Origin of the sequence: Microbacterium sp. MTN4-26 (assembly GCF_042846595.1) — a bacterium.
Lineage (GTDB): Bacteria > Actinomycetota > Actinomycetes > Actinomycetales > Microbacteriaceae > Microbacterium > Microbacterium luteum.
In genome coordinates this window covers 75,837-102,201 of record NZ_BTGO01000003.1, presented here as the reverse complement: position 1 = coordinate 102,201, position 26,365 = coordinate 75,837, and the positions used below count along the sequence as shown (strand labels likewise).

General features: G+C 70.3%; 25 protein-coding genes and 1 tRNA gene. 5 read left to right on the top strand and 21 right to left on the bottom strand.

Annotated elements, in window-relative coordinates:
* Position 1: 1 nt before the first annotated feature.
* Entirely contained in the window at positions 2 to 310 is a 309-nt protein-coding gene (locus ACGG9C_RS03350) for a hypothetical protein (protein ID WP_071042879.1), read from the bottom strand.
* Between the two features lie 65 nt (positions 311 to 375).
* Here ACGG9C_RS03350 and ACGG9C_RS03345 point away from each other — a divergent pair, with 65 nt between their 5' ends.
* Positions 376 to 768, top strand: coding sequence for a DUF4307 domain-containing protein (locus ACGG9C_RS03345; protein WP_194384958.1), 393 nt, complete (start codon positions 376 to 378; stop codon positions 766 to 768).
* A 126-nt stretch (positions 769 to 894) separates the two neighbouring features.
* Complete coding sequence (gene greA / locus ACGG9C_RS03340) at positions 895 to 1,386, top strand: transcription elongation factor GreA (protein ID WP_071042877.1); 492 nt, start codon at positions 895 to 897, stop codon at positions 1,384 to 1,386.
* 75 nt (positions 1,387 to 1,461) lie between these two features.
* On the opposite strand, the gene ilvA is transcribed toward greA, so the two are convergent.
* Together ilvA and ACGG9C_RS03330 are read right to left on the bottom strand one after the other, a co-directional pair.
* Positions 1,462 to 2,688, bottom strand: a complete 1,227-nt coding sequence (gene ilvA / locus ACGG9C_RS03335; protein ID WP_071042876.1) for a threonine ammonia-lyase — start codon at positions 2,686 to 2,688, stop codon at positions 1,462 to 1,464.
* On the bottom strand, positions 2,685 to 3,881 hold the full coding sequence (locus tag ACGG9C_RS03330) for an AI-2E family transporter (RefSeq protein WP_071042875.1): 1,197 nt from the start codon (positions 3,879 to 3,881) through the stop codon (positions 2,685 to 2,687). Before ACGG9C_RS03330 ends, ilvA begins: the two co-directional genes overlap by 4 nt.
* A 62-nt stretch (positions 3,882 to 3,943) precedes the next feature.
* Here ACGG9C_RS03330 and ACGG9C_RS03325 point away from each other — a divergent pair, with 62 nt between their 5' ends.
* Together ACGG9C_RS03325 and ACGG9C_RS03320 are read left to right on the top strand one after the other, a co-directional pair.
* Positions 3,944 to 5,236, top strand: a complete 1,293-nt coding sequence (locus ACGG9C_RS03325; RefSeq protein WP_194384957.1) for a winged helix-turn-helix domain-containing protein — start codon at positions 3,944 to 3,946, stop codon at positions 5,234 to 5,236.
* Positions 5,233 to 6,138 carry a hypothetical protein gene (locus ACGG9C_RS03320; protein ID WP_194384956.1) on the top strand — a complete coding sequence of 302 codons (906 nt, stop codon included), beginning with the start codon at positions 5,233 to 5,235 and terminating at the stop codon, positions 6,136 to 6,138. Before ACGG9C_RS03325 ends, ACGG9C_RS03320 begins: the two co-directional genes overlap by 4 nt.
* Positions 6,139 to 6,160: 22 nt before the next feature.
* Here the strand turns inward: ACGG9C_RS03320 and ACGG9C_RS03315 are convergent, their stop codons facing one another.
* The 18 genes from ACGG9C_RS03315 to nhaA all read right to left on the bottom strand — a co-directional run bounded on the left by ACGG9C_RS03315 (position 6,161) and on the right by nhaA (position 23,539).
* Positions 6,161 to 7,054, bottom strand: a complete 894-nt coding sequence (locus ACGG9C_RS03315) for a M48 family metalloprotease (RefSeq protein ID WP_071042872.1) — start codon at positions 7,052 to 7,054, stop codon at positions 6,161 to 6,163.
* A 52-nt stretch (positions 7,055 to 7,106) separates the two neighbouring features.
* The gene (locus tag ACGG9C_RS03310) at positions 7,107 to 7,676 is read right to left on the bottom strand and encodes a LemA family protein (protein ID WP_194384955.1); all 570 of its coding nucleotides are present in this window, start codon (positions 7,674 to 7,676) and stop codon (positions 7,107 to 7,109) included.
* 77 nt (positions 7,677 to 7,753) lie between these two features.
* Positions 7,754 to 9,067, bottom strand: coding sequence for a D-arabinono-1,4-lactone oxidase (locus tag ACGG9C_RS03305; protein WP_194384954.1), 1,314 nt, complete (start codon positions 9,065 to 9,067; stop codon positions 7,754 to 7,756).
* The gene (locus ACGG9C_RS03300; RefSeq protein WP_194384953.1) at positions 9,064 to 10,290 is read right to left on the bottom strand and encodes an alanine racemase; all 1,227 of its coding nucleotides are present in this window, start codon (positions 10,288 to 10,290) and stop codon (positions 9,064 to 9,066) included. Before ACGG9C_RS03300 ends, ACGG9C_RS03305 begins: the two co-directional genes overlap by 4 nt.
* 1 nt (position 10,291) lies before the next feature.
* Positions 10,292 to 10,365 (bottom strand) — tRNA-Leu (locus ACGG9C_RS03295).
* Positions 10,366 to 10,390: 25 nt separating this feature from the next.
* On the bottom strand, positions 10,391 to 11,764 hold the full coding sequence (locus ACGG9C_RS03290) for an NAD(P)/FAD-dependent oxidoreductase (protein WP_071043356.1): 1,374 nt from the start codon (positions 11,762 to 11,764) through the stop codon (positions 10,391 to 10,393).
* A gap of 31 nt (positions 11,765 to 11,795) precedes the next feature.
* Positions 11,796 to 13,073, bottom strand: coding sequence for a S8 family serine peptidase (locus ACGG9C_RS03285; protein ID WP_390178240.1), 1,278 nt, complete (start codon positions 13,071 to 13,073; stop codon positions 11,796 to 11,798).
* Positions 13,070 to 13,591, bottom strand: a complete 522-nt coding sequence (locus tag ACGG9C_RS03280) for a DUF501 domain-containing protein (protein WP_286717197.1) — start codon at positions 13,589 to 13,591, stop codon at positions 13,070 to 13,072. The genes ACGG9C_RS03285 and ACGG9C_RS03280 overlap by 4 nt, the downstream gene beginning before the upstream one ends.
* A 57-nt stretch (positions 13,592 to 13,648) precedes the next feature.
* Complete coding sequence (locus tag ACGG9C_RS03275; RefSeq protein WP_228480973.1) at positions 13,649 to 14,176, bottom strand: septum formation initiator family protein; 528 nt, start codon at positions 14,174 to 14,176, stop codon at positions 13,649 to 13,651.
* A 30-nt stretch (positions 14,177 to 14,206) separates the two neighbouring features.
* Positions 14,207 to 15,487 carry a phosphopyruvate hydratase gene (gene eno / locus ACGG9C_RS03270; RefSeq protein ID WP_390178239.1) on the bottom strand — a complete coding sequence of 427 codons (1,281 nt, stop codon included), beginning with the start codon at positions 15,485 to 15,487 and terminating at the stop codon, positions 14,207 to 14,209.
* Positions 15,488 to 15,547: 60 nt separating this feature from the next.
* Complete coding sequence (locus tag ACGG9C_RS03265; RefSeq protein WP_286717200.1) at positions 15,548 to 16,264, bottom strand: O-methyltransferase; 717 nt, start codon at positions 16,262 to 16,264, stop codon at positions 15,548 to 15,550.
* 32 nt (positions 16,265 to 16,296) lie between these two features.
* Positions 16,297 to 17,220, bottom strand: coding sequence for a CPBP family intramembrane glutamic endopeptidase (locus tag ACGG9C_RS03260; protein ID WP_390178238.1), 924 nt, complete (start codon positions 17,218 to 17,220; stop codon positions 16,297 to 16,299).
* Positions 17,217 to 18,266 carry a DUF1648 domain-containing protein gene (locus ACGG9C_RS03255; RefSeq protein WP_390178237.1) on the bottom strand — a complete coding sequence of 350 codons (1,050 nt, stop codon included), beginning with the start codon at positions 18,264 to 18,266 and terminating at the stop codon, positions 17,217 to 17,219. The genes ACGG9C_RS03260 and ACGG9C_RS03255 overlap by 4 nt, the downstream gene beginning before the upstream one ends.
* A complete protein-coding gene (locus ACGG9C_RS03250) occupies positions 18,263 to 18,628 on the bottom strand; it encodes a GntR family transcriptional regulator (RefSeq protein ID WP_390178236.1) in 366 nt (121 codons plus the stop codon). Before ACGG9C_RS03250 ends, ACGG9C_RS03255 begins: the two co-directional genes overlap by 4 nt.
* Before the next feature lie 836 nt (positions 18,629 to 19,464).
* Positions 19,465 to 20,295 carry an SGNH/GDSL hydrolase family protein gene (locus ACGG9C_RS03245; protein ID WP_194384948.1) on the bottom strand — a complete coding sequence of 277 codons (831 nt, stop codon included), beginning with the start codon at positions 20,293 to 20,295 and terminating at the stop codon, positions 19,465 to 19,467.
* Positions 20,296 to 20,362: 67 nt separating this feature from the next.
* The gene (gene hisS, locus ACGG9C_RS03240) at positions 20,363 to 21,613 is read right to left on the bottom strand and encodes a histidine--tRNA ligase (protein ID WP_390178248.1); all 1,251 of its coding nucleotides are present in this window, start codon (positions 21,611 to 21,613) and stop codon (positions 20,363 to 20,365) included.
* 31 nt (positions 21,614 to 21,644) lie between these two features.
* Positions 21,645 to 22,394 carry a MazG family protein gene (locus ACGG9C_RS03235; RefSeq protein ID WP_071043350.1) on the bottom strand — a complete coding sequence of 250 codons (750 nt, stop codon included), beginning with the start codon at positions 22,392 to 22,394 and terminating at the stop codon, positions 21,645 to 21,647.
* Positions 22,346 to 23,539 carry a Na+/H+ antiporter NhaA gene (gene nhaA / locus ACGG9C_RS03230; RefSeq protein WP_390178235.1) on the bottom strand — a complete coding sequence of 398 codons (1,194 nt, stop codon included), beginning with the start codon at positions 23,537 to 23,539 and terminating at the stop codon, positions 22,346 to 22,348. The genes ACGG9C_RS03235 and nhaA overlap by 49 nt, the downstream gene beginning before the upstream one ends.
* Before the next feature lie 148 nt (positions 23,540 to 23,687).
* Here nhaA and ACGG9C_RS03225 point away from each other — a divergent pair, with 148 nt between their 5' ends.
* A complete protein-coding gene (locus tag ACGG9C_RS03225; protein ID WP_390178234.1) occupies positions 23,688 to 26,363 on the top strand; it encodes a phosphoenolpyruvate carboxylase in 2,676 nt (891 codons plus the stop codon).
* Positions 26,364 to 26,365 lie beyond the last annotated feature (2 nt).

Sequence of the window (26,365 nt, the reverse complement as noted above, 5' to 3'; positions counted from 1 at the left end):
GTCAGCGGCGCGGCTCGGCCGGGTCGTCTCCGCTGCTCACCGGGCCATCCTCATCGGGTGCAGCGGGCTCCCCGCCGGCCCGTGCGTCGGCGGCCGCCTGCTCGGCGTCGAGCTGCTCGTCGATGTCAGCCCGGATGCGTCCTCGACGGATGCGACGCAGCATGTCGGTGATGAGCACGATGACCGCCACGCCCAGGAGTGCGAACACGAGGAAGCCCCACGGGCCGGGCGTCACCAGATCCGGGTCGACGAGCTCGGCAGGGGTCGGCGTGGGTGTCGCGGTCGCCAGAGCGACGAGCGCATCGTGCATGTTTCCTCGATCCGCGCCGGAGCGCATAGCCTGGTCTTCAGCCTAATCTTCCGGAGCAGTGCCGCATGACGACCCCCGAGCAGCTCGACGACCGGTACGGTCGCACGCCTTCCGCGCGACGACGCGTCGTCGCCGGTGTCGCCATCGGCGTCGGTGCACTCCTGGCCGGAGCGATCGCCTGGGGTGCGGTGAGCAACGTCCTCGACGACGTGGAGGTCGAGACGGTCGCGTTCGAGGTCGTCGACGAGCATTCGGTGACCCTCAGCTTCCAGATGGCCGCGCCCGCCGGGCGCGACGTGGCGTGCGCCCTGGAGGCCCGGGATCCCGATCACGGCGTCGTCGGATGGAAGATCGTGCAGTACCCCGCGTCCGAACGGCACTCGGTCGCCGTTCGGGAGGACATCCCGACCGTCGGCGAAGCCACCACCGGTTTTGTCAACACGTGCTGGGTGACGTAGTCTGTCGAGACACAGACGACTGACGCCCCGGCCGATGCCCGGGGCGTTTCGGTTACCCGCACCGGAATTCTCGTTCGACAGTCCGGTCCGAACCAGCAGTCCCATCCGAACCGAAGGAGATGTGACGTGTCCAGCGATGCCCAGGTGACGTTCCTCACGCAGGAGGCGCACGACCGACTGACGGCCGAGCTCGAACACCTCTCGACCACCGGTCGCGAGGAGATCGCCAAGCGTATCGAGGCCGCGCGCGAAGAGGGCGACCTCAAGGAGAACGGCGGATATCACGCCGCGAAGGACGAGCAGGGCAAGCAGGAGGCGCGCATCCGCACCCTCCAGTCCCTGCTGAAGTCCGCCAAGGTCGGCGACTCGCCCCAGAGTCACGGCGTGGTCGAGCCGGGAACCGTCGTGACCGCGGTCATCGCCGGAGGCGAGGAGACGTTCCTGCTCGGAAACCGCGAGATCGCCGGCGGCACAGAGCTCGACGTGTACAGCGAGGTCTCCCCGCTCGGCGAGGCCATCCTCGGCCGCAAGGAAGGCGAGAAGGTGTCGTACACCGCCCCGAACGGCAAGGAGATCGCCGTCGAGATCGTCAAGGTCGAGACGTACGACGGTCAGTGAATCCCGGGCGGCCTCGAGCGGCCTGCCCCGAACGGGTCGCTTCGCGCGTGTGCGCGGATGCGGCCCGTTCGGCGTTCAATCGGGGACGACTGTCGCGGTGAATCCCGCCTGCTCGAGCGTGGAGATGACGTGTGCGCGGTGTTCCTCGCCGCGCGTCTCGACGCTGAGCTGAAGGATCACCTCGGAGATCTGCAGTCCCTGACCGTGACGGGTGTGCAGCACCTCGATGACATTGGCCCCGGCGAGCGCCAGCAGCTCGGACACCTTGGCCAGCTGGCCGGGCCGGTCGGGCAGCGGAATCCGCAGGCTCATGTAGCGCCCCGAGGCCGCGAGCCCGTGTGCGACGACGCGCTGCAGCAGCAGCGGATCGATGTTGCCGCCGGAGAGCACCGTCACGGTGGTGCCGGTCGCGGTGACTTTGCCCGCGAGCATCGCCGCGACACCGACGGCGCCCGCCGGCTCGACGACCTGCTTCGCGCGCTCGAGCAGCACCAGCAGTGCGCGCGCGATGTCGTCCTCCGTCACGGTGACGACCTCGTCGACGAGGTCGTGGATGATCTCGAACGGCAGGTCCCCCGGTCGCGCGACGGCGATCCCGTCGGCGATCGTGGGTCGCGTTGCGACCTCGAGGGGCTTGCCCGCCGCCATCGACGAGGGATACGCGGCGGAATTCTCCGCCTGGACGCCGACGATGCGAACGCGCCGACCGTCGGCCGCCGCACGCGCCTTCACGGCCGCAGCGACGCCGGCGAGGAGGCCGCCGCCGCCGATGCCGAGCACGACCGTCTCGAGATCGGGAACCTCGTCGTAGAGCTCGATCCCGAGCGTTCCCTGGCCGACGATCACGTCTCGGTGGTCGAAGGGGTGGATGAGCACGGCGCCGGTCCGCTCGGCGTACTCGGCGGCCAGGCGCAGTGGAGTCTCGACGGTGGCCCCTTCGAGCACGACGTCGGCGCCATAGCCACGGGTGGCGAGGAGCTTCGGGACCGGCACGCCCAGCGGCATGAAGATGGTCGCGGGGATGCCCAGGGTCTGCGCCGCGAGCGCGACCCCCTGCGCATGGTTGCCCGCCGAGGCGGCGACGACACCGCGTTCGCGCTCCTTCTCGCTCAGGCGCGACAGACGGTAGGTGGCACCGCGGATCTTGAACGACCCGGTGCGCTGCAGGTTCTCGAGCTTGAGATGCACCGGCACGCCGAGCAGGTCGGAGAGGAACTGCGAGCGGTCCGTCGGGGTGCGGGTGATCACGCCGTCCAGGGTGGCGGCGGCATCGGCGAAGTCTTCGATGGTGGGGGCGCTCACGCGCGCGTCCTCCTCGTTCTCGGGACGGTGGTCCAGATCAGATCCGCCGTCACACGCGGATCGGCGCCGGTCTCCCAGGCGCGCTCGCCAAGATAGACCGCGACGACGTTGACGAACGCGGCCAGCGGCACCGCGAACAGAGCACCCGGGATGCCGGCGATCATCGCACCGCCGGCCACGACGAGGACGACCGCCAGCGGGTGGACCTTCACCGCCGACCCCATGAGCAGCGGCTGCAGCACGTGACCCTCGAGCTGCTGCACCCCGAGGACGACCAGGAGCATCCACAGCGCGATCCACGGACCGCTGTAGACCAGCGCGAGGAAGACCGCGAGAGCCCCGGTCACGACGGCTCCGACGAACGGGATGAACGCGCCGAGGAACACCAGCACGCCGATGGGGATCGCCAGCGGCACCCCGAGGAGCGCGGCGCCGACTCCGATGCCGATGGCGTCGATCGTGGCGACCAGCAGCTGGGTGCGGGCGTAGTTGATGACGGTGACCCACCCCGCCCTGGCGGCTCCGTCGACGGCCGCGCGCGTGCGCTTCGGGAACAGCTTCGTGGTCCAGCGCCAGATGCCGGCGCCGTCGGCGAGCAGCGTGATGAGGATGAAGACGGCCAGGAGGGCACCGGTCGCCACGTGTCCGACGGTCGTGCCGATGGCGAGGGCTCCCGACCAGAGCAGTTCGGCCTGCTGCTGCAGGAATGTTCCCGCCTGGGTGAGGAGATCGTCGATCTGCCGCTCCGTCAGGTGCAGGGGACCCTGAACGAGATAGTCCCGCACCTCCCCCACCGCTTCGACGGTACGCTGCTGCACCGACGGCCACTCGCGCGAGATCTGCCAGGTCACCAGCCACACGAGGCCGGCGACGACGGCGAAGGTGCCCAGGAGCGCGATGACGATGGCGATCCAGCGCGGGAAGCGGTGCCGGATCATCCAGGAGAAGAAGGGCCACAGCAGCGCCGTCACGAGGATGGCCACCATCATGGGGATGACCAGCAGCTTCAACTGGATGATCAGCCAGATGAGCACGCCGATCGCGGCGGCGATGAGCAGGAAGCGCCACGCGTACTCCGCTGTCAGACGCAGCCCACGCGGAACCTGCTCGCTCAGCTCTCCCGAGACGATGCGGGTGCGATCGCGCAGTGCGGAGAAGAACGAGCCACGGGACGTGTCGTCTGGACCGCTCATCACGCCAGTCTAGGTCCCCGCGAGGCCGGGGCCGCGTCGGAGGGGGCCGTTAGGCTGACCGGGTGAAGGAGACGCTGAGCGCCCCGGAAGCGCGTCGGATCGCGCTGGCCGCCCAGGGCTTCGGCAAGCGCCCCGTCGACGGCCGCGCGGGGGTGCGCACGCTCGGTGCGACCATCCGCCGCCTCGGCACTCTCCAGATCGATTCCGTGAACGTCTTCGCGCGATCGCACTACATGCCGCTGTTCTCGCGCCTGGGGAGCTATGAGACCGCCGACCTGGATCGGCTTTTGTTCGCGCGGCGGGCGCCCTTCGTCGAGTACTGGGCCCACGTGGCCGCGTTCATCCCCGCGGCGGACTGGGGACTGTTCGATTTCCGGATGCGGGAGCTGCGCCGGAAGTACGACGCCCCCGACGGCTGGACGCGGCGCCACGCCGAGACCGTGTCGTGGGTGCGCGACGAGCTCTCCGCCCGCGGACCGTTGCGTCCGGCCGACATCGAGCGAGACGCCCACCGGTCCCGGCGCGGACCCTGGTGGGACTGGGACGAGGTGAAGTCCGCCCTCGAGTACCTGTGGCTGTACGGCGAGGTCGCCATCGCCGGACGCCGGGGATTCGAACGCCGCTACGGCCTGGCCTCCCAGGTGATCCCGGACGACGCACGCACTCCCGTGCCCCGCGACGACGCGATCCGCGAGCTCGTCCGTCGAGCCGCGGCGGCATACGGGGTCGCGACCGTCGCCGATCTCGCCGACTACTGGCGCATCCGCGACCGCAGGGCGATCCTCGCCGCCGTCAGCGACCTCGTCGATGCGGGCGACCTCTCGCCCGTGAGGGTCGAGGGCTGGACCTCGGGCGGGCGTCCCGCCAAGGCGTGGGTCCATCGCGACGCGCGACTGCCGCGGCACGTCGAGGCCGCGGCCGTGCTCACGCCCTTCGATCCGGTGGTGTGGTTCCGCGACCGCGCCGAGCGCTTGTTCGACTTCTCCTACCGGATCGAGATCTACACCCCCGCGAACCGCCGCCGGTTCGGCTACTACTCCCTGCCCGTGCTCGTCGGCGACGACATCGTCGGGCGCGTCGATCTCAAGGCGGACCGACCGACGGGCCGACTGCTCGTCCAGTCGGCCTGGTGGGAGCACGGCGCCCCCCGCGACGCCGCCGAGGCGGTCGCAGATCGGCTGCGCGCCGCTGCTTCCTGGCAGGGTCTGGAGACCGTCTCGGTTTCGCACTGGGGTGATGCGACCGACGACATCGCTCGAATGCTCGGCGGCGCACCCCGCCACGATGCCGGACCGATCGGCCCCGAAGCCCTCTCTCCCGCCGAGCCCGATGCGCCGGCCGAGGTCGCCTCGTGAGCCGTCGCGTCGCGGTCGTCGTCGCATCGGTCGCCGTGGTGCTCGGAGCCGCAGCGATGGTGTGGTGGTGGACCTCGACCGCCGATCGGGCATCGGCCCCGCGGGATATCGCGCAGGTCTACCTCACCGCGCTCGAGCAGGGCGACATCGACACCATCCAGGAGGTTCGGAGGGGATCGCTCTCGCCGCTCGCGATCGACGCGTTCGCGGGCGCGGACCACATCGTCGACGCGCGGATCGACGATGTGGTCGTGGACGGCGACGAGGGCGCGGTGACCGCCTCGGCGGAGCTCGCCGGGGAGCGCCGGCCGCTGCAGTTCGCCGTGATCGGCGACAGCGACGGCTGGAAGGTCGCCGGTGACGACCTCGGTGAGCTGTCGGCATCCACCACTCCCGGCGCAGCCGTCACGATGGGCGACGCGGTGGTCGAGGCCGACACCGTCGTCGACGTGCTTCCGGCGGTCTACCCCGTCGTCGCCGTTCCCGAAGAGGTGCTGTCGGGTCGGACGGATGCCGTGATCACCCCGCAGCAAACGGTGCACGTCGTCGTCGAGACCGAACTCGCCGCGGGGGCCGTCGACGCCGTGCAACGCGCGGTCGATGCGTGGGCCGAAGCGTGCACGGTCTCCGCGCAGAGCGTTCCCGCCTCGTGCGGATTCGACGTTCCGTGGCCGGCCGACTTCACGTCCATCGCGTCGATCGACTACCGCATCGATGCCTACCCGAGCGTGGCCGACCTCGGTGTCGACGGCGTCCTCGTCGCCTCCGACGGAGTGCTCGTCGCCACCGTCCGCGGCCAGGCGCGGGAAGGCGACGAACCGCGCACCTACCGCACCGACGACTGGATGATGCGCGGCGCGATCACCTTCGACGGCGCGCAGCTGGTGATTCGCGCCTTCTGAGCCCACAGCGGCTTCTGACACCTCAGAAGGAGCCGCCGATCTCATGGAGTCGTGCGATGCGGTCGGGAATCGGCGGGTGGGTCGCGAACATCTTGGCGAAGGCCTTCGGCGCGAGCGGATTCGCGAACCACAGATGCGCCATGGACGTGTTCTCCCGCTGCAGCGGCCTCCCCTCCTGGGAGAGCTTGGCCAGAGCCGACGCGAGCCCGTCCGGGTCGCGGGTGGTCAGGGCGCTCGTGGCATCCGCCAGGTATTCGCGCTGACGCGAGATCGCCGCCTGCACGACCCCGGCGAGAAGGGGTGCCACGATCGCGGCGACGAGGCCGAAGATCATGAAGAGCAGCTGCGCCTGCCCGTTGTTGCCGCCTCCGCGCCGCATCCCGCCGAAGAACGCGGCACGCAGCATGATGTCGGCGAGGATCCCGACGGCCACGACGAGACCGAAGACGATGAGCGAGACGCGGATGTCGTAGTTCCGGATGTGGCCCAGCTCGTGCGCGAGGACTCCCTCGAGCTCACGATCGGTCATGATCTCGAACAGTCCCGTGGTGACGGTGATGGCCGCTTTCTCGGGCGTGCGCCCCGTCGCGAACGCGTTGGGGGCGGCATCCTCGACCACGTAGAGCTTCGGCATCGGCGTTCCGGTCGTGATGCAGAGGTTCTCCACGAGCCGGAAATATCGTGGCGCGTCGTGCGACGACACCTCGACTGCTCCCGCCATCGCGAGCGCTTCCCGGTCGGCGAAGAAGTACTGCACGGTGGCGTATCCGGCCGCGAACAGCAGGATGAACCCGGTCACGAACCAGTTGTTGCCCAGGAGCCAGCCGGCGATCCATCCGATCGCCCCCAGCACCAGGACGAAGCCGATGAGGATGAACCACGTGTTGCGCTTGTTCCGCGCGATGGCGCTGTACACGGTCGGTCCTCCTTCGCCGTGTGAACTGCGATGCGGTACGTCAGCTGTTGCGTCAGAACTGCACGCGCGGCGGCTCCGAGATCGCGGCGCCGTCGACGACCTCGAAGAACTCGCGCTCGCTGAACCCGAGGTTCTTGGCGAAGAGGTTGTTCGGGAAGACCTTGATCTTGGTGTTCAGCTCCCGGACGCCGCCGTTGTAGAACCGGCGCGATGCCTGGATCTTGTCCTCGGTGTCGACGATCGCCTGCTGGAGCTGGAGGAAGTTCTGGCTGGCCTGAAGCTGGGGGTAGGCCTCCGCCACCGCGAAGATCGACTTCAGCGCCTGCTGCATGTGCCCTTCGGCGACGCCCGCTTCCGCCGGACTCGCCACGTTCAGCGTCTCCGCGCGAGCGCGCGTGACGTTCTCGAAAACCGCCTTCTCGTGCGCGGCATACCCCTTCACCGCCTCGATCAGATTCGGGAGCAGGTCGGCGCGTCGCTTCAGCTGCACGGTGATGTCGCTCCACGCCTCGTCGACGCGAACGTTCAACTGCACCAGCGAGTTGTACGTCGCCCACAGGTAGATACCGGCGATGACGACGATCGCGACGACGATGAGGACCGGGATAAGCCATTCCCACATGGTCGCCATCCTAGTCCGCACCCGCGGACCTCACGTGCCCGAGCCGCGGACTCCCAGCACTCCCGCGGGCTGCGGGGTCACTCCCCCAGGACGCGCGTGAGGTACCGGTTGCCGAACAGGCGATCGGGGTCGAGGCGGTCGCGCAGCGCCACGAAGTCCGCGAAGCGCGGGTAGCGCGGGCCGAGATCGGCGACGCCGAGCGTGTGCATCTTCCCCCAGTGCGGCCGTCCGTCGTGTGCGAGCATGATCTGCTCGACGGCCTCGAAGTACTCCGACGGATCCTCGCGCCAGTATCGGTGGACCGCGATGTAGGCCGTGTCGCGGTCGTACGCCGTGGACAGCCACCGGTCGTCGGCCGCGGCGAAGCGCACCTCGACGGGGAAGGACACGCGCCATCCCTCGTCGTCGATGAGGCCACGCAGCCGGTCGAAGGCCGCGCCCACGGCCGATGCGGGCAGCGCGTACTCCATCTCGCGGAAGCGCACCGATCGGGAGGTGGCGAACACCTTGTGCGACGCGTCGGTGAAGGCGCGGTCCCCCCAGAGCCGCACCGAGGCCTGCGCGATGGCAGGCACGCTGGCTGGCACCGCCTTGGCGATGCCGCACGCCGCCTGATGCAGGGCACCTCCGACGAGGGTGTCGTCCACCCAGCCCCCGATGACGCCGAGAGGCTTGCGCGGCGCGCTCTCGGGCAGGCGCGTGTTCGTCTTCGTCATCGCGCTGTCGGTGTGGGGGAACCAGTAGAACTCGAAATGATCCGCCTCGGCCGCGCGCCGATGCAGGCTCGCACGGACCTCGTCGAGAGGCTCCGGCTTCTCCACCGCGCTCAGCAGGAACGCCGGGACGCACTGCAGGGTGACCTCGACGAGGATGCCCAGCGCGCCGAGCCCGAGGGCGACGGCCGGAAGCATGTCGGCGTTCTCGTGCTCGTTCACCCGGAGCATCTCGCCGTCGCCCGCGACGAGCGCCACGCCGACGACCTGGGTCGAGAGTCCTCCGAAGCGTACTCCCGTGCCGTGTGTTCCGGTCGAGATGGCCCCGGAGATCGACTGGCGGTCGATGTCGCCGAGATTCGCCATGGCCAGCCCGTACGGCGCGAGCAGTTTCGGGATCTGATGCAGCCTCGTTCCCGCGAGGAACGTCACGCGGGCCCGCTCGGCGTCCACCGAGACCACCCCCGAGAGGTCGGTGAGATCGAGCAGAGCACCGGGCGCCACCGCGATGCCGGTGAAGCTGTGGCCCGCGCCGACGGCCTTGATCGGCATCCCCCGCTCTCGCGCCGCCGTCACCGCTCGCGCCACCGCACCCACCGTGCGCGGAAACTCCATCCGCTGCGGTCGGACGGCGGCCGATCGCGCCCAGTTGCGCCACGTCGCCCCGGGTCGTGTCATAGGAACGCCTTCCCCTCGCCGCGATAGGTCGGCGCCTCGCCGGCGATCTCGCCGTCTGCCACGAGCAGGACGCCATCGACGTGCTCCGCCGTCTCGCCGCTCTTGGCGTGCCGGAACCAGACCCGGTCGCCGATCGCGAGGGATCCCGCCGAAGCGCCTCGGAGGGGCGTCTGCACCTCGCCGGCCGCCTCGCGGGCGAGGGTGCGCAGCGCCTTCGGCCACACCGGTGCCGGCTGCCGCGACGGCGTCGGTGGCCCCGACGCGATCCATCCGCCTCCCAGCACCGTGACCATGTCGGGAGCCGGACGCCGGACGACCTTGAGCGCGAAGGCGGATGCCGGCGCCGGATGAAACCCGCGGTAACCGTCGAAGAGATGGCCGGCGAGCAGTCCGCTGCCGGCGGTGAGCTCGGTCACGGAGCGATCGGATGCCGTCGACTCGAGCGAGCCGGTTCCCCCGCCGTTGACGAACTCCAGGGGCGCGATCTCGCGCAGCGCGGCGACGATGCCGGCCCGTCGGTCGTGGAGCTCGGCGGCCGAGCGTCGCTTCATCCACCGCATGACCGGCGCATCGGTGCCGACGGCGTCCGGCTGGCCGGCGATCTGCGCCTCGTACATCATGAGTCCCACGAGCCGGAACCCGGGGCGGGCGACGATGGCCCGGGCGAGGCGGGCGACGTCGGCGGCGGCGAACAGCGGCGATCGGCGGACGCCGACGTGACCGAGCGCGGCCGAGCGCCAGGAGGCGTCCGCGTCGATCGCGACGCGCACCTCGCAGCGCGCGGTCGGGGCGGCGACGGCGTCCAGAAGATCCAGCTGCGCCGGGTCGTCGACCATGATCGTCACCCGCGCCGCGGCGCGCTCGTCGGCTGCGAGGCGGGCGAGCGCCGCGCGATCGGCCGAGGGGTAGCCCACGACGATGTCATCGTGGGCCTCGGCGAGCCACAGCGCCTCGGGCAGCGTGTAGGCCAGCAGCCCCGCGTAGCCGGGCAGCGCGAGCGTCGCGTCGAGCACCTCCCGCACGCGCACCGACTTGGTCGCGATCCGGATCGGCACGCCGCGCGCGCGGACGAGCATGTCGAGGGCGTTGTGGCGCAGCGCATCGAGTTCGACGACCGCGCACGGCCCCGAGACGTCGGAGACCGCATCCGTGAGGCGACCCCAGTACGCCGCTGCGTCATGCCACCCGGGTGTGGTGGCCTCCCGCGCCAGCAGATCGATCATGTGCCCCCGCTGGGATTCGAACCCAGACTGAAGCGATTTTAAGTCGCCTGCCTCTGCCGGTTGGGCTACGGGGGCGCCGCAGCATCCCCCACGCTACCGCTCAGCGCGCGGCGGCCTTCTCCTTGTCGGCGTCGGCCTTCTTCTCGGGCTCGGCCGGTCGCGGGCGCGCCGCGAACTCCTCGAAGACGTAGCGGGGGTTCTGCACGCTGGAAAGGCTCACGATGTCGCGACCGAGCCAGAGGTTGTTCCACCAGCCCCAGATCACCCGGAACTTGCGCTCCCACGTGGGCATCGCGAGACCGTGGTAGCCGCGGTGCGCGATCCAGGCGATGAAGCCCTTCAGCGCGAGCTTGCCGGACTGGAAGACGCCGTTGTACAGGCCGAGCCCGGCGACGGCTCCCAGGTTCTTGTGGACGTAGTCCTTGGGGTCCTCGCCGCGCAGGACCGCCGTGATGTTCTTCGCGAGCAGCTTGCCCTGGCGCACGGCGTGCTGTGCGTTCGGCACGCACATGCCGCCCACGCCGCCACCGGTGAGGTCGGGCACGGCCGAGACGTCGCCGGCCGCCCAGGCGCCCTCGACGATCTCCTCGTCGGTCCCCACGCGCAGATCGGGACGGGTGCGGATGCGGCCCCGCTCCTCGACGGGCAGGTCGCTGCCGCGCACGACGGTCGGGTTGGCCATCACGCCTGCGGTCCAGATGATCAGATCCGACGGCAGGGTCTCCCCGGTCGAGAGCTCGACGTTGCCGTCGACGGCACCCTTGACCTGAGTGTCCAGGTGAACGTACGCGCCCCGCTTGGCGAGGTCCTTCAGCACCCATTCGCTCGTGGGCAGCGACACCTCGGGCATGATGCGACCCATCGCCTCGATGAGGTGGAAGTGGGTGTCCTCGAACGAGATGGTCGGATACTTCGCCAGCAGCGACGATGCGAACGAGCGGAGCTCGGCGAAGACCTCGATGCCGGCGAAGCCGCCGCCGACGACGATGACCGTCAGCAGACGATCGCGCTCGGGTCCGGCGGGGATCATCGCGGCCTTGTCGAAGTTGTCCAGGAGCTGGTCGCGGATCGCGACGGCCTCTTCGATCGTCTTGAGGCCGATGGCGTTGTCGGCGATCCCGGGGATCGGGAACGTGCGCGAGACAGCCCCGGCGGTGACGACGATCTGGTCGTACGTCTCGGTGAAGGGGTCGCCGATCTCGGGGGTGACGGTCGCCGACTTCGACGCGTGGTCGATGCCGGTGATCTTGCCGGTGAGGATGCGCGTGCGCTTCAGGTGGCGTCGCAGCGACACCACGGAATGACGCGCCTCGATCGAGCCGGCAGCGACTTCCGGCAGGAACGGCTGGTAGGTCATGTAGGGAAGCGGGTCGACGATGGTGACCTCGGCTTCTCCCTTGCGCAGAGTCTTTTCGAGCTTCCAGGCCGTGTAGAAACCTGCGTATCCGCCACCGACGATGAGGATCTTGGGCACGGTGTTGGTCACGAGTGGGGTACTCCCTGAGTCAGCGGCTGGGCGTTCGGGACGCCGATCGGATGCGTCGGACAGCTGCGGTGACGCCGAGCGCCACCAGTATAGCCGCGCTGGTGACCATGACGAGCGGGAGGGTGCCGTACAGCAGGGTCTCCCGGGTCGGCAGCAGCGGCGAATCATCGCGAGAGAGCGATTCGGCCGGAGGAAGGGCCTCGATCTCGACCGGCTCCGCGGTCGGCTGGGCCACGGGCCCCGCATCCGCCCGCCGGTAGATGCGGATCCACTCCTCGAGGCTTCCCATCGGATTCGTGGTGACCGTCGGCACGGAGTCGTTCACCGCCGCGTCGGCGTCGACGAGCCCATAGCCGTAGAGGACCGAGGAGCCCTTGGCCGGGGTCGTGGTGCGGATGAGTCGGTTGATGACGTTGTTCGCATCGAGGTCGGGATGCGCCGAGCGCACGAGTGCGGCGATGCCGGCAACGATCGGGGCGGCACCGCTCGTGCCATCCCACTGCACGACGGCACCGTCTGCCGAGACGCCGAGCAGCTTCTCGCTGGGCGCCGATACGCCCAGGGTGATGCCCTGCGTCGAGGCTTCGACGCTGGCGGTCCCCTCGGGGTCGACCCCGGCGACGGTGAGCACGCCCGGGATCGTCGCCGGCGCCCCGACGGTCGACGTGCCGCTGCCGCGGTTGCCGGCGGCGACGACGATCACCACGTCGTTGTCGAAGGCGTATTGGAACGCGCTGTCCCAGCTGGTGTCCCAATCGGTCGTGTTGGTGGTGAAGGAGAGATTGATGATGTCGGCTCCGTTGTCGACCGCCCAGCGGATGCCGTCGGCGACCTGGTCCACGAACGGCACGGCGGCGGAGGATCCGAAGCCGACCGAGATCGAGAGCAGATCCGCCTCCGGCGCGACGCCGATCATCCCGGTGTCGGCCCCGGTGCCCCGCGCGGCGGCGAGGGAGGCCACCCAGCTGCCGTGGCTCGCGTCGACGGCGCCGACCGGCGTGCGGCCGTCGGTCGATCCGAGACCGGACATGTCTGTGCCGCCGACGACGGCCGGATCCAGCTCGACGGGACCCCGCGCGATGCCGGTGTCGATCACCGCGATCGTGACCCCCGCTCCCCGGGTCGTCTCCCATGCCTCGGTGATGCCGTAGTCGTCGAGCCAGTACTCCAGTCCGCGCACCGGATCGATGACGTCGTCGGGAGAGTCGGCGTCTGCGGGGGGCGTGGCGACGGTCGACCCGGTGAGGAGGGTGACCCCGAGGAGAGCCGCGGCGACGGCGGCGACCACGCGCTTCATGTCGTCGCCGCTCCGGGTTCGGCGCACACGCACACCGCGGGCGACCAGTCGCCGCGTTCGAGGGCCAGGTCGCCGATCGGGTTCACTCCCGGGCCGGCCGCGAGGCTGTGAGCGGCGAGCGCGTGAAGGCACTTCACGCGCGTGGGCATACCGCCCGCGGAGACACCGTCGATCTCGGGGACCTCCCCGTACGGCGCCCGGTCGGCGAGGTAGGCCTCATGGGCGCGCTGGTAGGCGTGGGCGACGTCGTCATCGTCGGCCAGGAGGTCGTTGTACTCGACCATCACCTGTGTCGCCTCCAGCGCCGACATCGCCGCGGTCGCGCCCGGGTGGGTGAGGTAGTAGAACGTGGGGAAAGGCGTGCCGTCATCCAGTCGGGGCGACGTGGCGACCACCGTCGGGTTGCCGCAGGCGCAGCGCGCGGCGACGCCGACGACGCCGCGCGCGGGCCGCCCGAGCTGGGCGCGGAGCACATCCCGCTCGGCGTCGGTCACGGGCGCGAAGGGCGAAGGGATCACGCGCGCCACGTTACCGGGCGCGTCTGGACCGCCGCTGGGTCGCCGGCCCGCACGCACTCACGGGGTCGGGTCATCCGTCGGCTCGGACGTAGCCGGATCCTCGGTGCCGCTGTCCACGGGAACGACCGTCTGGGCGAGGCCGGCCTCGGTGACCGATCTGACCATCTGCGTCATCCAGTCGTTCCGGGTCTGCTCGACGTCCTCACTGACGGGTTCCTGCTCCTGCGGCAGATCGGCCGACGCGAGGTCGTTGTCGACGAGGTAGACCACCTCGCCCGGCTTGACGTAGTAGAGGCGCTCTCGCGCCTGGGTCGTGATGAAGGCCGGGTCGCGCCAACGATCCTGCTGGGCCTCGAGGTCTTCGACGTCGTCCTGCGCGAGCGCGACCGCCGCCTCGAGAGCGTCGATGCGCTGACGCTGCTCGACGTAGGTGCCGATGGTGGGAACGAGCACGAAGGCCGCCAGCACCACCAGGCCGAGCATGATCACCATGAACCCGGACAGCCGGATGCCGCCGAGCCACGTGCGCACGTCGACCGGACGGCGCGTCCGGGAACGCGAAGAGGGAGCCGTCGTCTTGACCACGGCTCCCCCTCTCGTCGTTCGTGCGGTGTATCAGCCCGTGAAGCGCGGGAAGGCTGCGCGGCCGATGAACTCCGCCGCGTCGCCCAGCTCCTCCTCGATGCGCAGAAGCTGATTGTATTTCGCCACGCGCTCGCTGCGTGCGGGCGCGCCGCTCTTGATCTGACCGGCACCGGTGGCGACGACGAGGTCGGCGATCGTCGTGTCCTCGGTCTCGCCCGAGCGGTGCGAGAGCATCGCCGTGTAGCCCGCACGGTGCGCCATGTCGACCGCGTCGAGCGTCTCGCTCAGCGTTCCGATCTGGTTGACCTTCACCAGCAGCGAGTTCGCGACACCGCGGGCGATGCCGTCGGCCAGACGCTGCGGGTTGGTGACGAAAAGGTCGTCTCCGACGAGCTGGGTCTTCGTGCCGAGCACGTCGGTGAGCGCCTTCCAGGCGTCCCAGTCGTCTTCGGCGAGCGCGTCCTCGATCGTGACGATCGGATAGTCGTTCACGAGCCCGACGTAGTAATCGGTGAGTTCGGCAGCGGTCCAGTCCTTGTTCTCCAGGCGGTAGACGCCGTCGGAGAAGAACTCGGTCGCCGCGACATCCAGGCCGAGCGCGATATCGGTGCCGGGAGTCAAGCCCGCCTTCTCGATCGCCTTCACCAGGAAGTCCAAGCCCTCGCGGTTGCTCGGAAGATCGGGGGCGAACCCGCCCTCGTCGCCAAGACCGGTGGCGAACCCGGCAGCCTTCAGCTCGCCCTTGAGGACGTGGTAGACCTCGGTCCCCCAGCGCAGCGACTCCGAGAAGGTCTCGGCCCCGATCGGGGCGAGGAAGAACTCCTGCATGTCGATGCCGTTGTCGGCGTGCTCACCGCCGTTGATGACGTTGAACAGCGGCACGGGCAGGATGTGCGCGTTGGGTCCGCCGAGGTAGCGGAACAGCGGCAGATCCGCCGAGTCGGCGGCCGCCTTGGCCACCGCGAGCGACACGCCGAGGATGGCGTTCGCGCCGGTGCGCCCCTTGTTGTCGGTGCCGTCGGTGGCGATGAGGATCTCGTCGACGATGCGCTGTTCGCTCGCCTCGACGCCCTCGATCGCGGGCCCGAGCTCGTCGATCACGGCCTCGACGGCCTTGAGGACACCCTTGCCGTTGTAGCGGCCCTTGTCGCCGTCACGCAGTTCATATGCTTCGAAAGCGCCGGTGGAAGCGCCCGACGGGACGGCGGCCCGCTGGACGATGCCGTCGTCGAGGAGAACCTCCACCTCGACGGTCGGGTTTCCGCGCGAGTCGAGGATCTCGCGTGCGCCTACAGCCTCGATAAGTGCCACTGAGGACTCCTTGTCAGATGGAGGGTGGGTCTTCGGAACGTCGTCGGTCCGAAGACGAGTCTAGTGATGACCGCGCTCGACGCCACCGGCGTCGCGCGCCGGCCCCGGCTCGACCACGATCGCGAGGGCGATGCCGTCCCATCCCTTCGCGTCGAGGGTCTGCAGGGCGGTCGCGTCGAAGCGCGGATCGCGCGCGAGCATCTCCAGCCCTCGCTGGGTGCCGATGACGTTCGACGCTGTGGTCGCGGGATTGGCGACTTCCCCTCCTCGGCCGATGTTGTCGACGACGACGACGGTTCCGGGGCGCCCCAGACGCGCCGCCCAATCGAGGTAGATCGTGTTCGATTCCTTGTCGGCGTCGATGAACACGAGATCGAACGGCTCGCCGCCGGACAGGGTCGGAAGCACATCCGCAGCACGGCCCTCACGCACCTCGACGCGGTCGGCGAGACCCGCCCGGGTGATGTTCGCCCGGGCCAGTGCCGCATTGACCGGCTCCGCCTCGATGCTCACCACGCTCCCGCGTTCCGGCAGCGCGCGTGCCAGCCAGATGGTGGAGTATCCGCCGAGGGTCCCGATCTCGAGGATGCGCCGCGCACCGGCGATGCGGGTCAGCAGGTGCAGGAACTTGCCGTTGACGGGGGCGACCTCGATAGACGGAAGGCCCGCCGCGTTCTGGTCGTCGACGGCGGCGTCGAGGGTGGGGTCGTGACCGACGAGGGTCTCGGTGAGGTAGCGATCCACGCGTCGCCACGCGTCAGGTGTGGGGTCGGCCATTCCCCCAGCAAATCCCCTGCGCTCGCCCCACGTCAACCCGGCGACGAGGTGTCGTCAGCGGAGCGGACGACCCGCATCCTCTCGAGGCCGACGATGACGACCATCACGATCCCGAGCAGCACCCAGCTGACCACGCCGAGCGGTCCGACGACGGCCATGTCGACGGTGGAGCCGGCGGCCGAGACCAGCACCACGAAGCCGCCGACCGCGTTCAGCGAGCCGTGCGCGAGCACGGCGGGCCACACGGAATCGGTGCGCAGGCGCAGCCATCCGAGGAACAGTCCCCACATCACGCAGCCGCCGACCATGAACAGCACGCCGGTGATGTCGGTGCGGCCGAAGTTGTAGCCGAGCAGGATGACCGGGCTGTGCCACAGCCCCCACGCCACGCCGGTGATCAGGATCGCCGGCCACGCGCCGAGGGGCATCAGGGCGGGTTGGAGCCAGCCGCGCCAGCCGATCTCCTCTCCTGCGGCGAAGACGCTGTTGATGACCGCCCCGAGGGGGATCTGCACCAGCTGCAGCACGAGCAGGAGGTGCAGGGGCGGCAGAGGCGTTCCCGCCGGCACCGCCGCAGCCAGCTGCGCACGGAACCCCGACAGCCCGACGAGGTCGAGGTCGATCCAGCCGAAGGCCGCGGAGAGGAACACCGCGGCGACGACGATCGCGATCGGGACCACCAGCGCGATGCCGAGGTATTGGAACCACCGACCGAGCGGGCCGAGCGGCCAGATGCCGAGAAAGGCCCGGTGCTGCTTTCGCGGGGCGCGAAGCGCGAGAACGACGACGACGGTCGCCACCGTCGGCGTGAACATCATCACCGGCAGGAGGAACGGCGCAGCCGGTGCCGCGAGCCCCGCCGGGTCGATCCACAGCGGCAGTGCGACGAGCCAGGCGAGGCCGAACGAGAGGGCGAGGAAGACCGCGACCGGCACGACCCGGACCCGGGGCATCATGCAGCGTCTCCGTGGTCGCCGCCTTCGCCGCGCTCGCCGCGCTCGCGCAGGGCCAGGAGGAGACCGGCGGCCGTCGATGCATCGTCGACGGTGACGACGAAGGCTCCGCCCCTCGCGCGCTCGACCTCGAGGGCCTCGCCACGGCGCAGGACCACGCCGGTGCGTCCATCCAGTGCCTTCCGCAGTCCCCATCCGCCGAAGTCCGCCATCGGATTGATCGTGACCACCTTCACCTCGACGACCTGATCGAGTGACACCCGGAACCTCGGCACGCCCAGCAGGCTGGTCACGCTCAGTCCGTCGTGGTCGACGCGGACGCGGAACAGCATGGTGGCGAGGATGGCCGCTGTCACGACGACCGCCACGATCAGCAGGATCGGCCAGGCGCTTCCCGCGGTGGCGATGTCGAGTGCGGCGAGTGCGAAGAGGAGTACCGCCGCACCGACGAGCACCGCCATCCCGCCACTCGCGAGAGATGCGGTGCGCACCCAGACGGCGCGCTCGCCCGGCCCCAGGAGGACCGGTGTCGCCGGGCGGACGGTTCCGCCGCTCACCGTCAGGCGCGGCTGCGAAACCCAGGCCACGACTCCGACGACGATCCCCGTGGCGCCGCTCCAGACGAGCGGTCCGAAGATCCCGGCCGACTGCGTGGCCACCGGCAGATCGACCTGCGCCGCATACGTTCCGGTGATCACGACCATCACGGCACCCACGACGGCGGGAGCGAGCGAGCCGAGGAACCGTATCGTGGCTCCCCACTCCCCCTCGCGCGAACCGAGGAGGGCGAACGCCGACAGCACGAGCGTCATCCCTATGCCCAGGCCGGCACTGAGGGCCGGAACGGTCCACGGCGCCGCGAAGCCGTCGGGGGCGCCCGACACCGCCCAATGGACCGCGACGGGGTCGGGAACGCGAGGCAGCAGCCACAGCTGGATCGCCACCGCCGCGACGGTCATCGCCAGCGGCAGGACGATGCCGAACCACACGAACGCGCGGCGCGCCCGGGTGAGTCGTTTCCGATCGTTCTCGGGAGGGGAGACGGTCATGACGGGTCCTCCTCTGGATCCACATCGGCCAGCAGCGAAGCGAGCACGTCCGGCGCGAGCCCGAGGCTCCGCGCACGAGAGGCAAGGGCGACCACGTCGTCGCGGAGCCGGCGCAATCCGTCGGCGGCCTCGGTGACGACCGCACCGCGGCCCCGCCTCATGTCCACGAGGCCCTCGTCGCGCAGCTCCTGGTAGGCGCGCAGCACCGTGTGCAGGTTGAGGTCGAGCGAGCCGGCGACCTCACGCGCGGAGGGAAGCCTCTCCCCCGAGCGGATCTTCCCGGCGGCGATCGCGGTGCGCACCGATGCGGCGACCTGTTCCCACAGGGCCGCGCCGCGTGATGGGTCGATCCGAATCAGCACACCACTATTATACTTTCGCTATAACAACTCCAAAACCCCTGCCGGCGATCTGGAGAGCCGTTCGTCAGGGCCACGACCGTGCACGAATTCAGGCTGCGCGAGGTGCGAGACGCGCCCTGTCGGCGTGTCGCCCCGTCCCCGGCGTGTCCAGCCTGAGTTAGGGCCGAGCGCGAGGCGAAACGGCATCGGGCGCCGGCAAATCAGGGCGCGCCGGCGGCGGAGCCCTTCGTGACGGCCGCAGTCGAAGTAGCGGCCGCGACCACGGCCACTGTCGCGACCACGACCATGCACGAACTCAGGCTGCGCGAGGCGCGGGACGCGTCCTGTCGGCGTGTTGCCCCTCCCCGGCGCGTCCAGCCTGAGTTAGGGCCATACGCGAGGTGGAACGGGCGCCGGGCGGCGGCGCGCCAGGGGGCGGCGCTCTTCGTGACCGCGACGGTGACGGTCGCGGCCGCGACCACGGCCACTGTCGCGACCACGACCATGCACGAACTCAGGCTGCGCGAGGCGCGGGACGCGTCCTGTCGGCGTGTTGCCCCGCCCCGGGCGCGTCCAGCCTGAGTTAGGGCCATACGCGAGGCGGAACGGGCGCCGAGCGGCGGCGCGCCAGGGGGCGGCGCTCTTCGTGACCGCGACGGTGACGGTCGCGGTCGCGACCACGGCCATTGTCGCGACCACGTCCGTGCACGAACTCAGGCTGCGCGAGGCGCGGGACGCGTCCTGTCGGCGTGTCGCCCCGTCCCCGGCGCGTCCAGCCTGAGTTAGGGCCGAGCGGGGAGGAAAAGCGACGGGCGTCGACGCCGGCACGCGGCGGCGCGCCGGGGCGGCGGAGCCCGTCAGGAAGCGTCGCCGCGGGGGTGGCGTGTGGCGGCGCTGGTGCGACCGAAACCGAGAGAGCCGGCGACGGCGGGCAGCAGCGCCTCGGCTGTGCGGCGGTAGCCGAGCGCGCTCGGGTGAAAGCGATCAAGGCTGAACATCTCATCGGGCTGCGAGATGAAGAACGGGCCGACGGCGTGCCGGAGCGAGACCGCATACGCGCCGGCGGCGACGGCCGCGTCCGCCTGAGCGAGTGCGAGCTGGCGCGACATGCGCGATCCGAGCGAACGAAGCGGCTGCGGCACCGGACGGAGGGCACCGAGATCGGGACACGTGCCGACGACCACCTGCGTTCCGCGCGAGCGGAGGCGTGCGATCGCCTCGGTCAGGTGCGAGACGGAGGTCGCCACCGGAACGCGGTGCGTGATGTCGTTCCCGCCGACGACGATGACCGCGACATCGGGTTCGTACTCGTCCGGCAGGTCATCGAGCTGCTCGCGGAGCGCCGATGACTCGGATCCGACGACCGCCACCGTGCGCAGGCGCACGGGTCGCCGCGCCCTGTTCGCGAGGCCCTTGGCGATGCGCGCCCCGAGCGTCTCCTTGCGTCGCGTCGCGCCGAGACCGGCGGCGATCGAGTCACCGAGGATCAGCAGCTCCAGCGGCTCGCCGTCGAGCTTGCGCCGCCACACCCGGTCCGCCTCGAGGGCATCCTCCCCCAGCGGCTTCCCGATCACGCGGCGGGCGTACGCCGCCTGCCGCGCCAGCGCGATGCGGACGACCACCATCGACGATACGACCGCCCCCGCCGCGGTCATCCCGACCACGACGCCCGTCCCGGCCCTGCTCATGCGCCGATTCGACCGGGTCGACGTGAACCCGGGCTGACGCCGCGGTGAACGGATGCGGCCAGACGCCTCACTCGAGCGGTTTGACCTCGAGGTCATCGATGTGCGCCCCGGCGGTCACCGCCGCGAAGTGGGAGTACCCGTCCGCGACAGCCCGCTCGAGCAGGGTCTTGAGGTTCCTCGGTCGCTGTTCGAGCCGCACCCGCTGACCGCGACGGATGAACGCGGCCTTCAGCGCGGCGAGCTCGGCGACCGGCACATCCCGGTCGTGCACGAGCACGATCGCCGGGGTCACCTGGTCGACCTGGTCCGCGACGAGGTCGACGATGCGCTCGAAGCCGATCGAGAAGCCGACGGCCGGCGCCTCCTGCCCGAGGAAGCGTCCGATCATGCCGTCGTAGCGTCCGCCGCCGCCGAGCGAGTAGGGCACCGACGGGTGCGCGACCTCGAAGATGGTGCCGGTGTAATACCCCATCCCCCGCACGAGGAACGGATCGAACGTGAGCGCCACACCGGCGCCGCGCGCGGCGGCGACGGCCGCGCCGATCTCACCGAGCGCAGCGACCGCCTCCCCATCCAGCCCCGCGGGCAGCGCGGCGCGGATCGCCTCGACGCCGAACCCGGATGCCTCTTCCGGCTCGCGCGAAAGGAATTCCGCGAAGGCCTCGACGGCCGCGCGCGCACCGGAGCGCTCGAGCAACTCGGTACGGACCCCGTCCGGGCCGATCTTGTCGAGCTTGTCGATCGTGATGAGAACGCTCGGGCGCTCCTCGACGGGAAAGCCGAAGTGCTCGAGCATCGCGTCGAGCAGGCGCCGGTCGTTGATGCGCACCGAGCCACCCTCGAGCCCGAGGGCATCGAGGGTGTCCAGCGTCGCAGTGATCAGCTCCACCTCGGCACGGGTGGACGCATCCCCGATGATGTCGATGTCGCACTGCATGAACTGCCGATAGCGCCCCTTCTGCGGTCGTTCGGCTCGCCACACGGGCGCGATCTGCACCGCCCGGAAGATCGTGGGGAGCTGCCCGCGGTTGGTCGCGTAGAAGCGCGCCAGCGGGACGGTGAGGTCGTAGCGGAGCCCGAGATCGGTGAGCGCCGCGGGGTCTTCGGCCGCCGCGACGATCGCTTCGGCATTCAGCCCGCGCTTGAGCACGTTGAAGGCGAGCTTCTCGTTGTCACCGCCGATGCCGGCATGCAGGCGCGCGTACTCCTCCATGACGGGGGTCTCGATCTCGTCGAAGCCGTGGGCGCGGTAGCGCTCCCGGATGACGGCGAGCACTCGCTCGCGGCGGGCCTTGTCTGCGGGGAGGAAGTCGCGCATGCCGCGCGGCGGGTTCACGGATGCCACCCGGCTATTGTTCCAGGTCGGCCGCCCCACCCTCTGCCGCACGGACGTCTGCGGTGAGCCCGCGCAGGCGCTCACGCAGGGCCCGCTCCGCGTCCCAGCCGTTCTCGCGGGCCACGGCGACGAGGGCGAGCAGCGCGTCGCCGAGGTCGTGCTCGGACTCGGGGCGTTTCGTCTCGGTCGCTCCGCTCCCTCGCTCAACGACCGGGGGGACGGTCGCCCCGCGAGCGAAGCGAGACGAATCGCCCACGCCCACCTGCGCGGCCTTGCCGACGAGCTTCTGCGCGAGCGCGAGCGACGGCATGTGGTGCGATACTCCATCGAGAACGGACTGCCGCTCGTGCTTCTCGGCCGCCTTCGCGGCGTTCCAGTGCACGAGGACCTCTTCCGGAGTGTTCGCCACGGCACCGGCGAACACATGAGGGTGCCGGCGCACCATCTTCTCCGTCAGCCCTCGCGCGACGTCGTCGATGTCGAAGGGGTCCTCGGCATCCCTCGAGGCGATCTCGGCGTGGAACAGCACCTGCCACAGCAGGTCGCCGAGTTCCTCCCTCATCTCCGCCCGAGGGCCGGCCTCGATCGCGTCGATGAGCTCGGCGCTCTCCTCCACGAGATACGGCACGAGTGCGCGATGGTCGATCTGCTGCGTCCAGACGCACCGGTCACGCACCGCGCGCATCGTGTCGGCGGCTTGCCGGAGCGGATCGCTCAGGCGGTCGTCGCGGGGGTCTTCTGCTCGAGACGGCGATAGTGCCATGCCCGCCACGATACGAGAACACCGGCGAGCACGAGCGAGACCATCGACCCGGCGAGAACACCGAGCGTCGCCTGATCGCGGATCTCCGGATGCTCGGCGAAGGCGAGCTCCGACAGCAGCAGCGAGACGGTGAACCCGATCCCACCGAGCGAGCCCGCCGCCAGAAGGTCGGTGAAGGTGAGCGCCGGCGGGCCTTCGCGACGACCGACGCGGAGGGAGATCCATCCGAAGATCGAGATGCCGATGATCTTGCCGACCGGCAGAGCGACGAGCACACCCCAGAAGGCGGGTGAGAGCTCGCCCGCGCTCACCTGGGGGATGACCACGAGCGCGGCGGAGAACGCGAAGACGGGGAGGACGAGGCCGTTCACCCAGGGCTCCAGCACGTGTCGAGCGTGGAGGGCGGGCTGCTGGCTCATCGCGAGGCCGAGCGCGACGCCGGCGATCGTGGCGTGCACGCCCGACTTGTACACGAGCGCCCACGTCACGACGCCGATGACGATCAAGGCGATCGTGATCGGGATGCGGGCGCGGGTGTCGACGCGGCGGGAGAGGATGCCGAACAGCACGACCAGCCCCGCCGCCCCCAGGAGCATGCCGTAGTTGACGTCACTCGTGAACAGCACGGCGATGAAGATGATGCCCACGATGTCGTCGAGGATCGCGAGAGCGAGCAGGAAGACGCGGAGGGCGGAGGGGAGCCCCTTGCCGAACACCGCGAGCACGCCGAGGGCGAAGGCGATGTCGGTCGCGGTGGGGATGGGCCAGCCGTTGACCGCGTCGGAGCCGTGCGCGATGACGAGGTAGATGACGATCGGGACGATCACGCCGCCCGCGGCGGCGATCGCCGGCTGCAACGCCTTCTTGGCCGAGTTCAGCTGGCCGCTGGTGAGTTCGAACTGCAGCTCGACGGCGACGACGAAGAAGAAGAGGGCGAGGAGGCCGTCCTTGATCCAGTGCGACACCGACAGCTCGAAGAACTCCGGGATGCCGATGTACACGTGCATGAAGTCATCGACGGCGGGCCCAGCGGGAGAGTTGGCCACGGCGAGGCCTGCCGCAGCGGCGACGAGCAGGACGATCGCGGGGAAGCGCTCGGACCGGAACAGTGACAGGAACGGGGGCGACTGAGGAGACTGGGACATCGGGTCCTTTCGTCTGGTGGGATGCGCTGAACGACGCCGACCAGACTTCCCGGCACACCAAGCTCCCAGTCTACCGGCGCCGGGAGCGAGGACCCGACGACCCTCCCCGTGTCCGGAGCACACCGTCGACGCCGCTAGCGTTGAACGCATGCGCGAACTGACGAACACCGAGGCGATCGACCTCGTCGGCCGCTACGAAGCCGGCCAGGAGATCCCCGACACGATGCGCGCCGACGTGCGCCTGCTGGGCGGATTGCTGGGACGGGTGCTCCGCGAGAGCGGTTCACCCGGGCTGTTCGAGGATGTCGAGCGACTGCGCGCGGCGACGATCCAGGCATACACGGATGCGACCCCGGAGGCCTTCGCCCGGGCAGAGGCGATCGCCGACTCCTTCAGCATCGACCGCGCCGAAGAGGTCGCCCGCGCCTTCACCTGCTACTTCCACCTCGTCAACCTCGCCGAGGAGCACCAGCGCGTGCGGGTGCTGCGCCAGCGCGACGGCCGCCCCGACCGCGAGGACGCCACCGACTCGGTCGCTGCGGCCTTCGTGCGCCTGGCCGCCGAGATCGGCGACGATTCAGCCCTCGAGCGTCTGCAGGCGCTGCGCTTCCACCCTGTCTTCACCGCCCACCCGACCGAAGCACGCCGGCGAGCGATCTCCACGGGCATCCGCCGTCTGGCCGAGCTGCTGGAGGAACGCGACGCGACGCTGCGCAACGGCGCCGACGAGGGGCGGACCGAGCGGCAGATGCTCGAGGAGATCGACACGCTGTGGCGCACCGGCCCGCTTCGGGCCGAGAAGCCGTCGCCCACCGACGAGGTGCGCGCCGTGATGGCGGTCTTCGACGACACCCTGTTCACGTCGATCCCGGAGGTCTACCGTCGCGTCGACGATGCGCTGCAGGGACCGGCCGCCGGAAGCCGCTCCCCCGTGGTGCGCCCGTTCGTGAGGATCGGATCCTGGGTCGGCGGCGACCGTGACGGCAACCCGTTCGTGACGGCGTCGGTGACACGCAAGGCGGCGAAGATCGCCAGCGAGCACGTGCTGCTCGGTCTCGAGCGCGCGGCCCTCCGCATCGGACGCACCCTCACCCTCGACGTCGACACGACGCCGCCGAGCGACGCCGTCACGTCGCTGTGGCATCGGCTCCGCTCTGCCGACGAGGATGCGGCGCGCGACATCGCCAAGCGCTCCCCCGGCGAGCTGCACCGCAGCGTCGTGCTGCTGGCGGCACGGAAGATCGCCGCGACCCGCACCCGTGACGCTGATCTGGCCTACGCGACGCCGGACGAGCTGCTGGCCGATCTTCGCGTGGTGCAGGACTCCCTGGTCAGTGCCAGCGCACCGCGGCAGGCCTACGGCCAGCTGCAGCAGCTGATCTGGCAGGTCGAGACCTTCGGTTTCCACCTCGCCGAACTCGAGGTGCGCCAGCACTCCGCGGTGCACCGCAAGGTGCTCGACGAACTCGATGCCGGCGGCGAGCGGTCCGAGCTCGCCGAGGAGGTGCTCGAGGTCTTCCGCGTGGTGAAGTTCCTGCAGGACCGCTACGGTCCGCGTGCGGCAGGTCGCTACATCGTGTCGTTCACGCAGTCGGCTGAGGACCTCGCGAACGTGCACCGCCTCGCCCGCTACGCCGTCGGCGAGGGCGCCACCCCGCCCGTCCTCGATGTCATCCCCCTGTTCGAGACGTTCGCAGATCTCCAGGCCGCGCCCGGCATCCTGCGCGAGATCGTGCAGCATCCGGCGTTCGCGGCCCGTCTCGGCGAAACCGGAAACCGGCTCGAGGTCATGCTCGGGTACTCGGATTCGTCGAAGGACGTGGGCCCGGTCGCGGCGACTCTTGCGCTGTACGAGGCCCAGGCGGCGATCGCGGACTGGGCGAAGGAGTCCGGTATCGAGCTGACGCTGTTCCACGGCCGCGGCGGCGCTCTCGGGCGCGGCGGCGGACCGGCGAACTCGGCGATCCTCGCGCAGCCGCCGCACTCCGTCGACGGCCGGTTCAAGCTCACCGAACAGGGCGAGGTGATCTTCGCCCGCTACGGCGAGCCGGCGATCGCCAAGCGCCATATCGACCAGGTCGCCGCCGCCATGCTCCTGGCCTCCTCGCCTTCCGTGGAGCGCACCAATCGCCACGCCGCCGAGCGATTTCACGCGATCGGCGCGACGATGGATGCCGCCAGCCGCGACCGCTTCGCCGCGCTCGTGAACGCACCGGGCTTCGCGCCGTGGTTCGCGCAGGTGACGCCGATGGAGGAGATCGGGCTGCTGGCGCTGGGATCCCGCCCGGCGCGACGCGGGCTGTCGGTCGAGTCCCTGGCCGACCTGCGTGCCATCCCGTGGGTGTTCGCGTGGTCGCAGGCCCGCATCAACCTCGCCGGCTGGTTCGGTCTGGGAACGGCCCTCGAGGCGGTCGGCGACGAGGGTCAGCTTCGACGAGCCTACGAGCAGTGGCCGCTGTTCCGCACCCTCATCGACAACGTGGCGATGAGTCTCGCGAAGACCGACGACCGCATCGCGATGCGCTACCTGGACCTCGGCGACCGCGAGGAGCTCGCAACGCTGGTCCGCGAGGAGATGGCGCTCACCCGCGCGTGGGTCGTGCGCATCACCGACGGCGACGAGCTGCTGGCGAACAAGCCCGTGCTGCAGCGTGCGGTCAAGCTGCGCAGCCCGTACGTCGACGCGCTGTCCCTGCTCCAGCTGCGGGCGCTGCGCACCCTGCGCGACGACGCCGCGCACGGCCGCGACCTCGACCCCGACCAGCAGCGCCTGCTGCTGTTGTCGGTCAACGGCGTCTCGGCGGGTCTGCAGAACACCGGCTGATC

What these genes read in the sequence shown, in the direction of transcription:
- hisS (WP_390178248.1), bottom strand. Translation starts at nt 21,613, where the DNA reads ATGCGCGACTTCCTCCCCGCAGACAAGGCCCGCCGCGAGCGAGTGCTC.
- ACGG9C_RS03255 (WP_390178237.1), bottom strand. Translation starts at nt 18,266, where the DNA reads ATGACCGTCTCCCCTCCCGAGAACGATCGGAAACGACTCACCCGGGCG.
- ACGG9C_RS03310 (WP_194384955.1), bottom strand. Translation starts at nt 7,676, where the DNA reads ATGTGGGAATGGCTTATCCCGGTCCTCATCGTCGTCGCGATCGTCGTC.
- ACGG9C_RS03285 (WP_390178240.1), bottom strand. Translation starts at nt 13,073, where the DNA reads ATGAAGCGCGTGGTCGCCGCCGTCGCCGCGGCTCTCCTCGGGGTCACC.
- ACGG9C_RS03235 (WP_071043350.1), bottom strand. Translation starts at nt 22,394, where the DNA reads ATGGCACTATCGCCGTCTCGAGCAGAAGACCCCCGCGACGACCGCCTG.
- nhaA (WP_390178235.1), bottom strand. Translation starts at nt 23,539, where the DNA reads ATGTCCCAGTCTCCTCAGTCGCCCCCGTTCCTGTCACTGTTCCGGTCC.
- ACGG9C_RS03330 (WP_071042875.1), bottom strand. Translation starts at nt 3,881, where the DNA reads ATGAGCGGTCCAGACGACACGTCCCGTGGCTCGTTCTTCTCCGCACTG.
- ACGG9C_RS03265 (WP_286717200.1), bottom strand. Translation starts at nt 16,264, where the DNA reads ATGGCCGACCCCACACCTGACGCGTGGCGACGCGTGGATCGCTACCTC.
- ACGG9C_RS03350 (WP_071042879.1), bottom strand. Translation starts at nt 310, where the DNA reads ATGCACGATGCGCTCGTCGCTCTGGCGACCGCGACACCCACGCCGACC.
- ACGG9C_RS03300 (WP_194384953.1), bottom strand. Translation starts at nt 10,290, where the DNA reads ATGATCGATCTGCTGGCGCGGGAGGCCACCACACCCGGGTGGCATGAC.
- ACGG9C_RS03245 (WP_194384948.1), bottom strand. Translation starts at nt 20,295, where the DNA reads ATGAGCAGGGCCGGGACGGGCGTCGTGGTCGGGATGACCGCGGCGGGG.
- ACGG9C_RS03345 (WP_194384958.1), top strand. Translation starts at nt 376, where the DNA reads ATGACGACCCCCGAGCAGCTCGACGACCGGTACGGTCGCACGCCTTCC.
- ACGG9C_RS03260 (WP_390178238.1), bottom strand. Translation starts at nt 17,220, where the DNA reads ATGATGCCCCGGGTCCGGGTCGTGCCGGTCGCGGTCTTCCTCGCCCTC.
- ACGG9C_RS03305 (WP_194384954.1), bottom strand. Translation starts at nt 9,067, where the DNA reads ATGACACGACCCGGGGCGACGTGGCGCAACTGGGCGCGATCGGCCGCC.
- ACGG9C_RS03225 (WP_390178234.1), top strand. Translation starts at nt 23,688, where the DNA reads ATGCGCGAACTGACGAACACCGAGGCGATCGACCTCGTCGGCCGCTAC.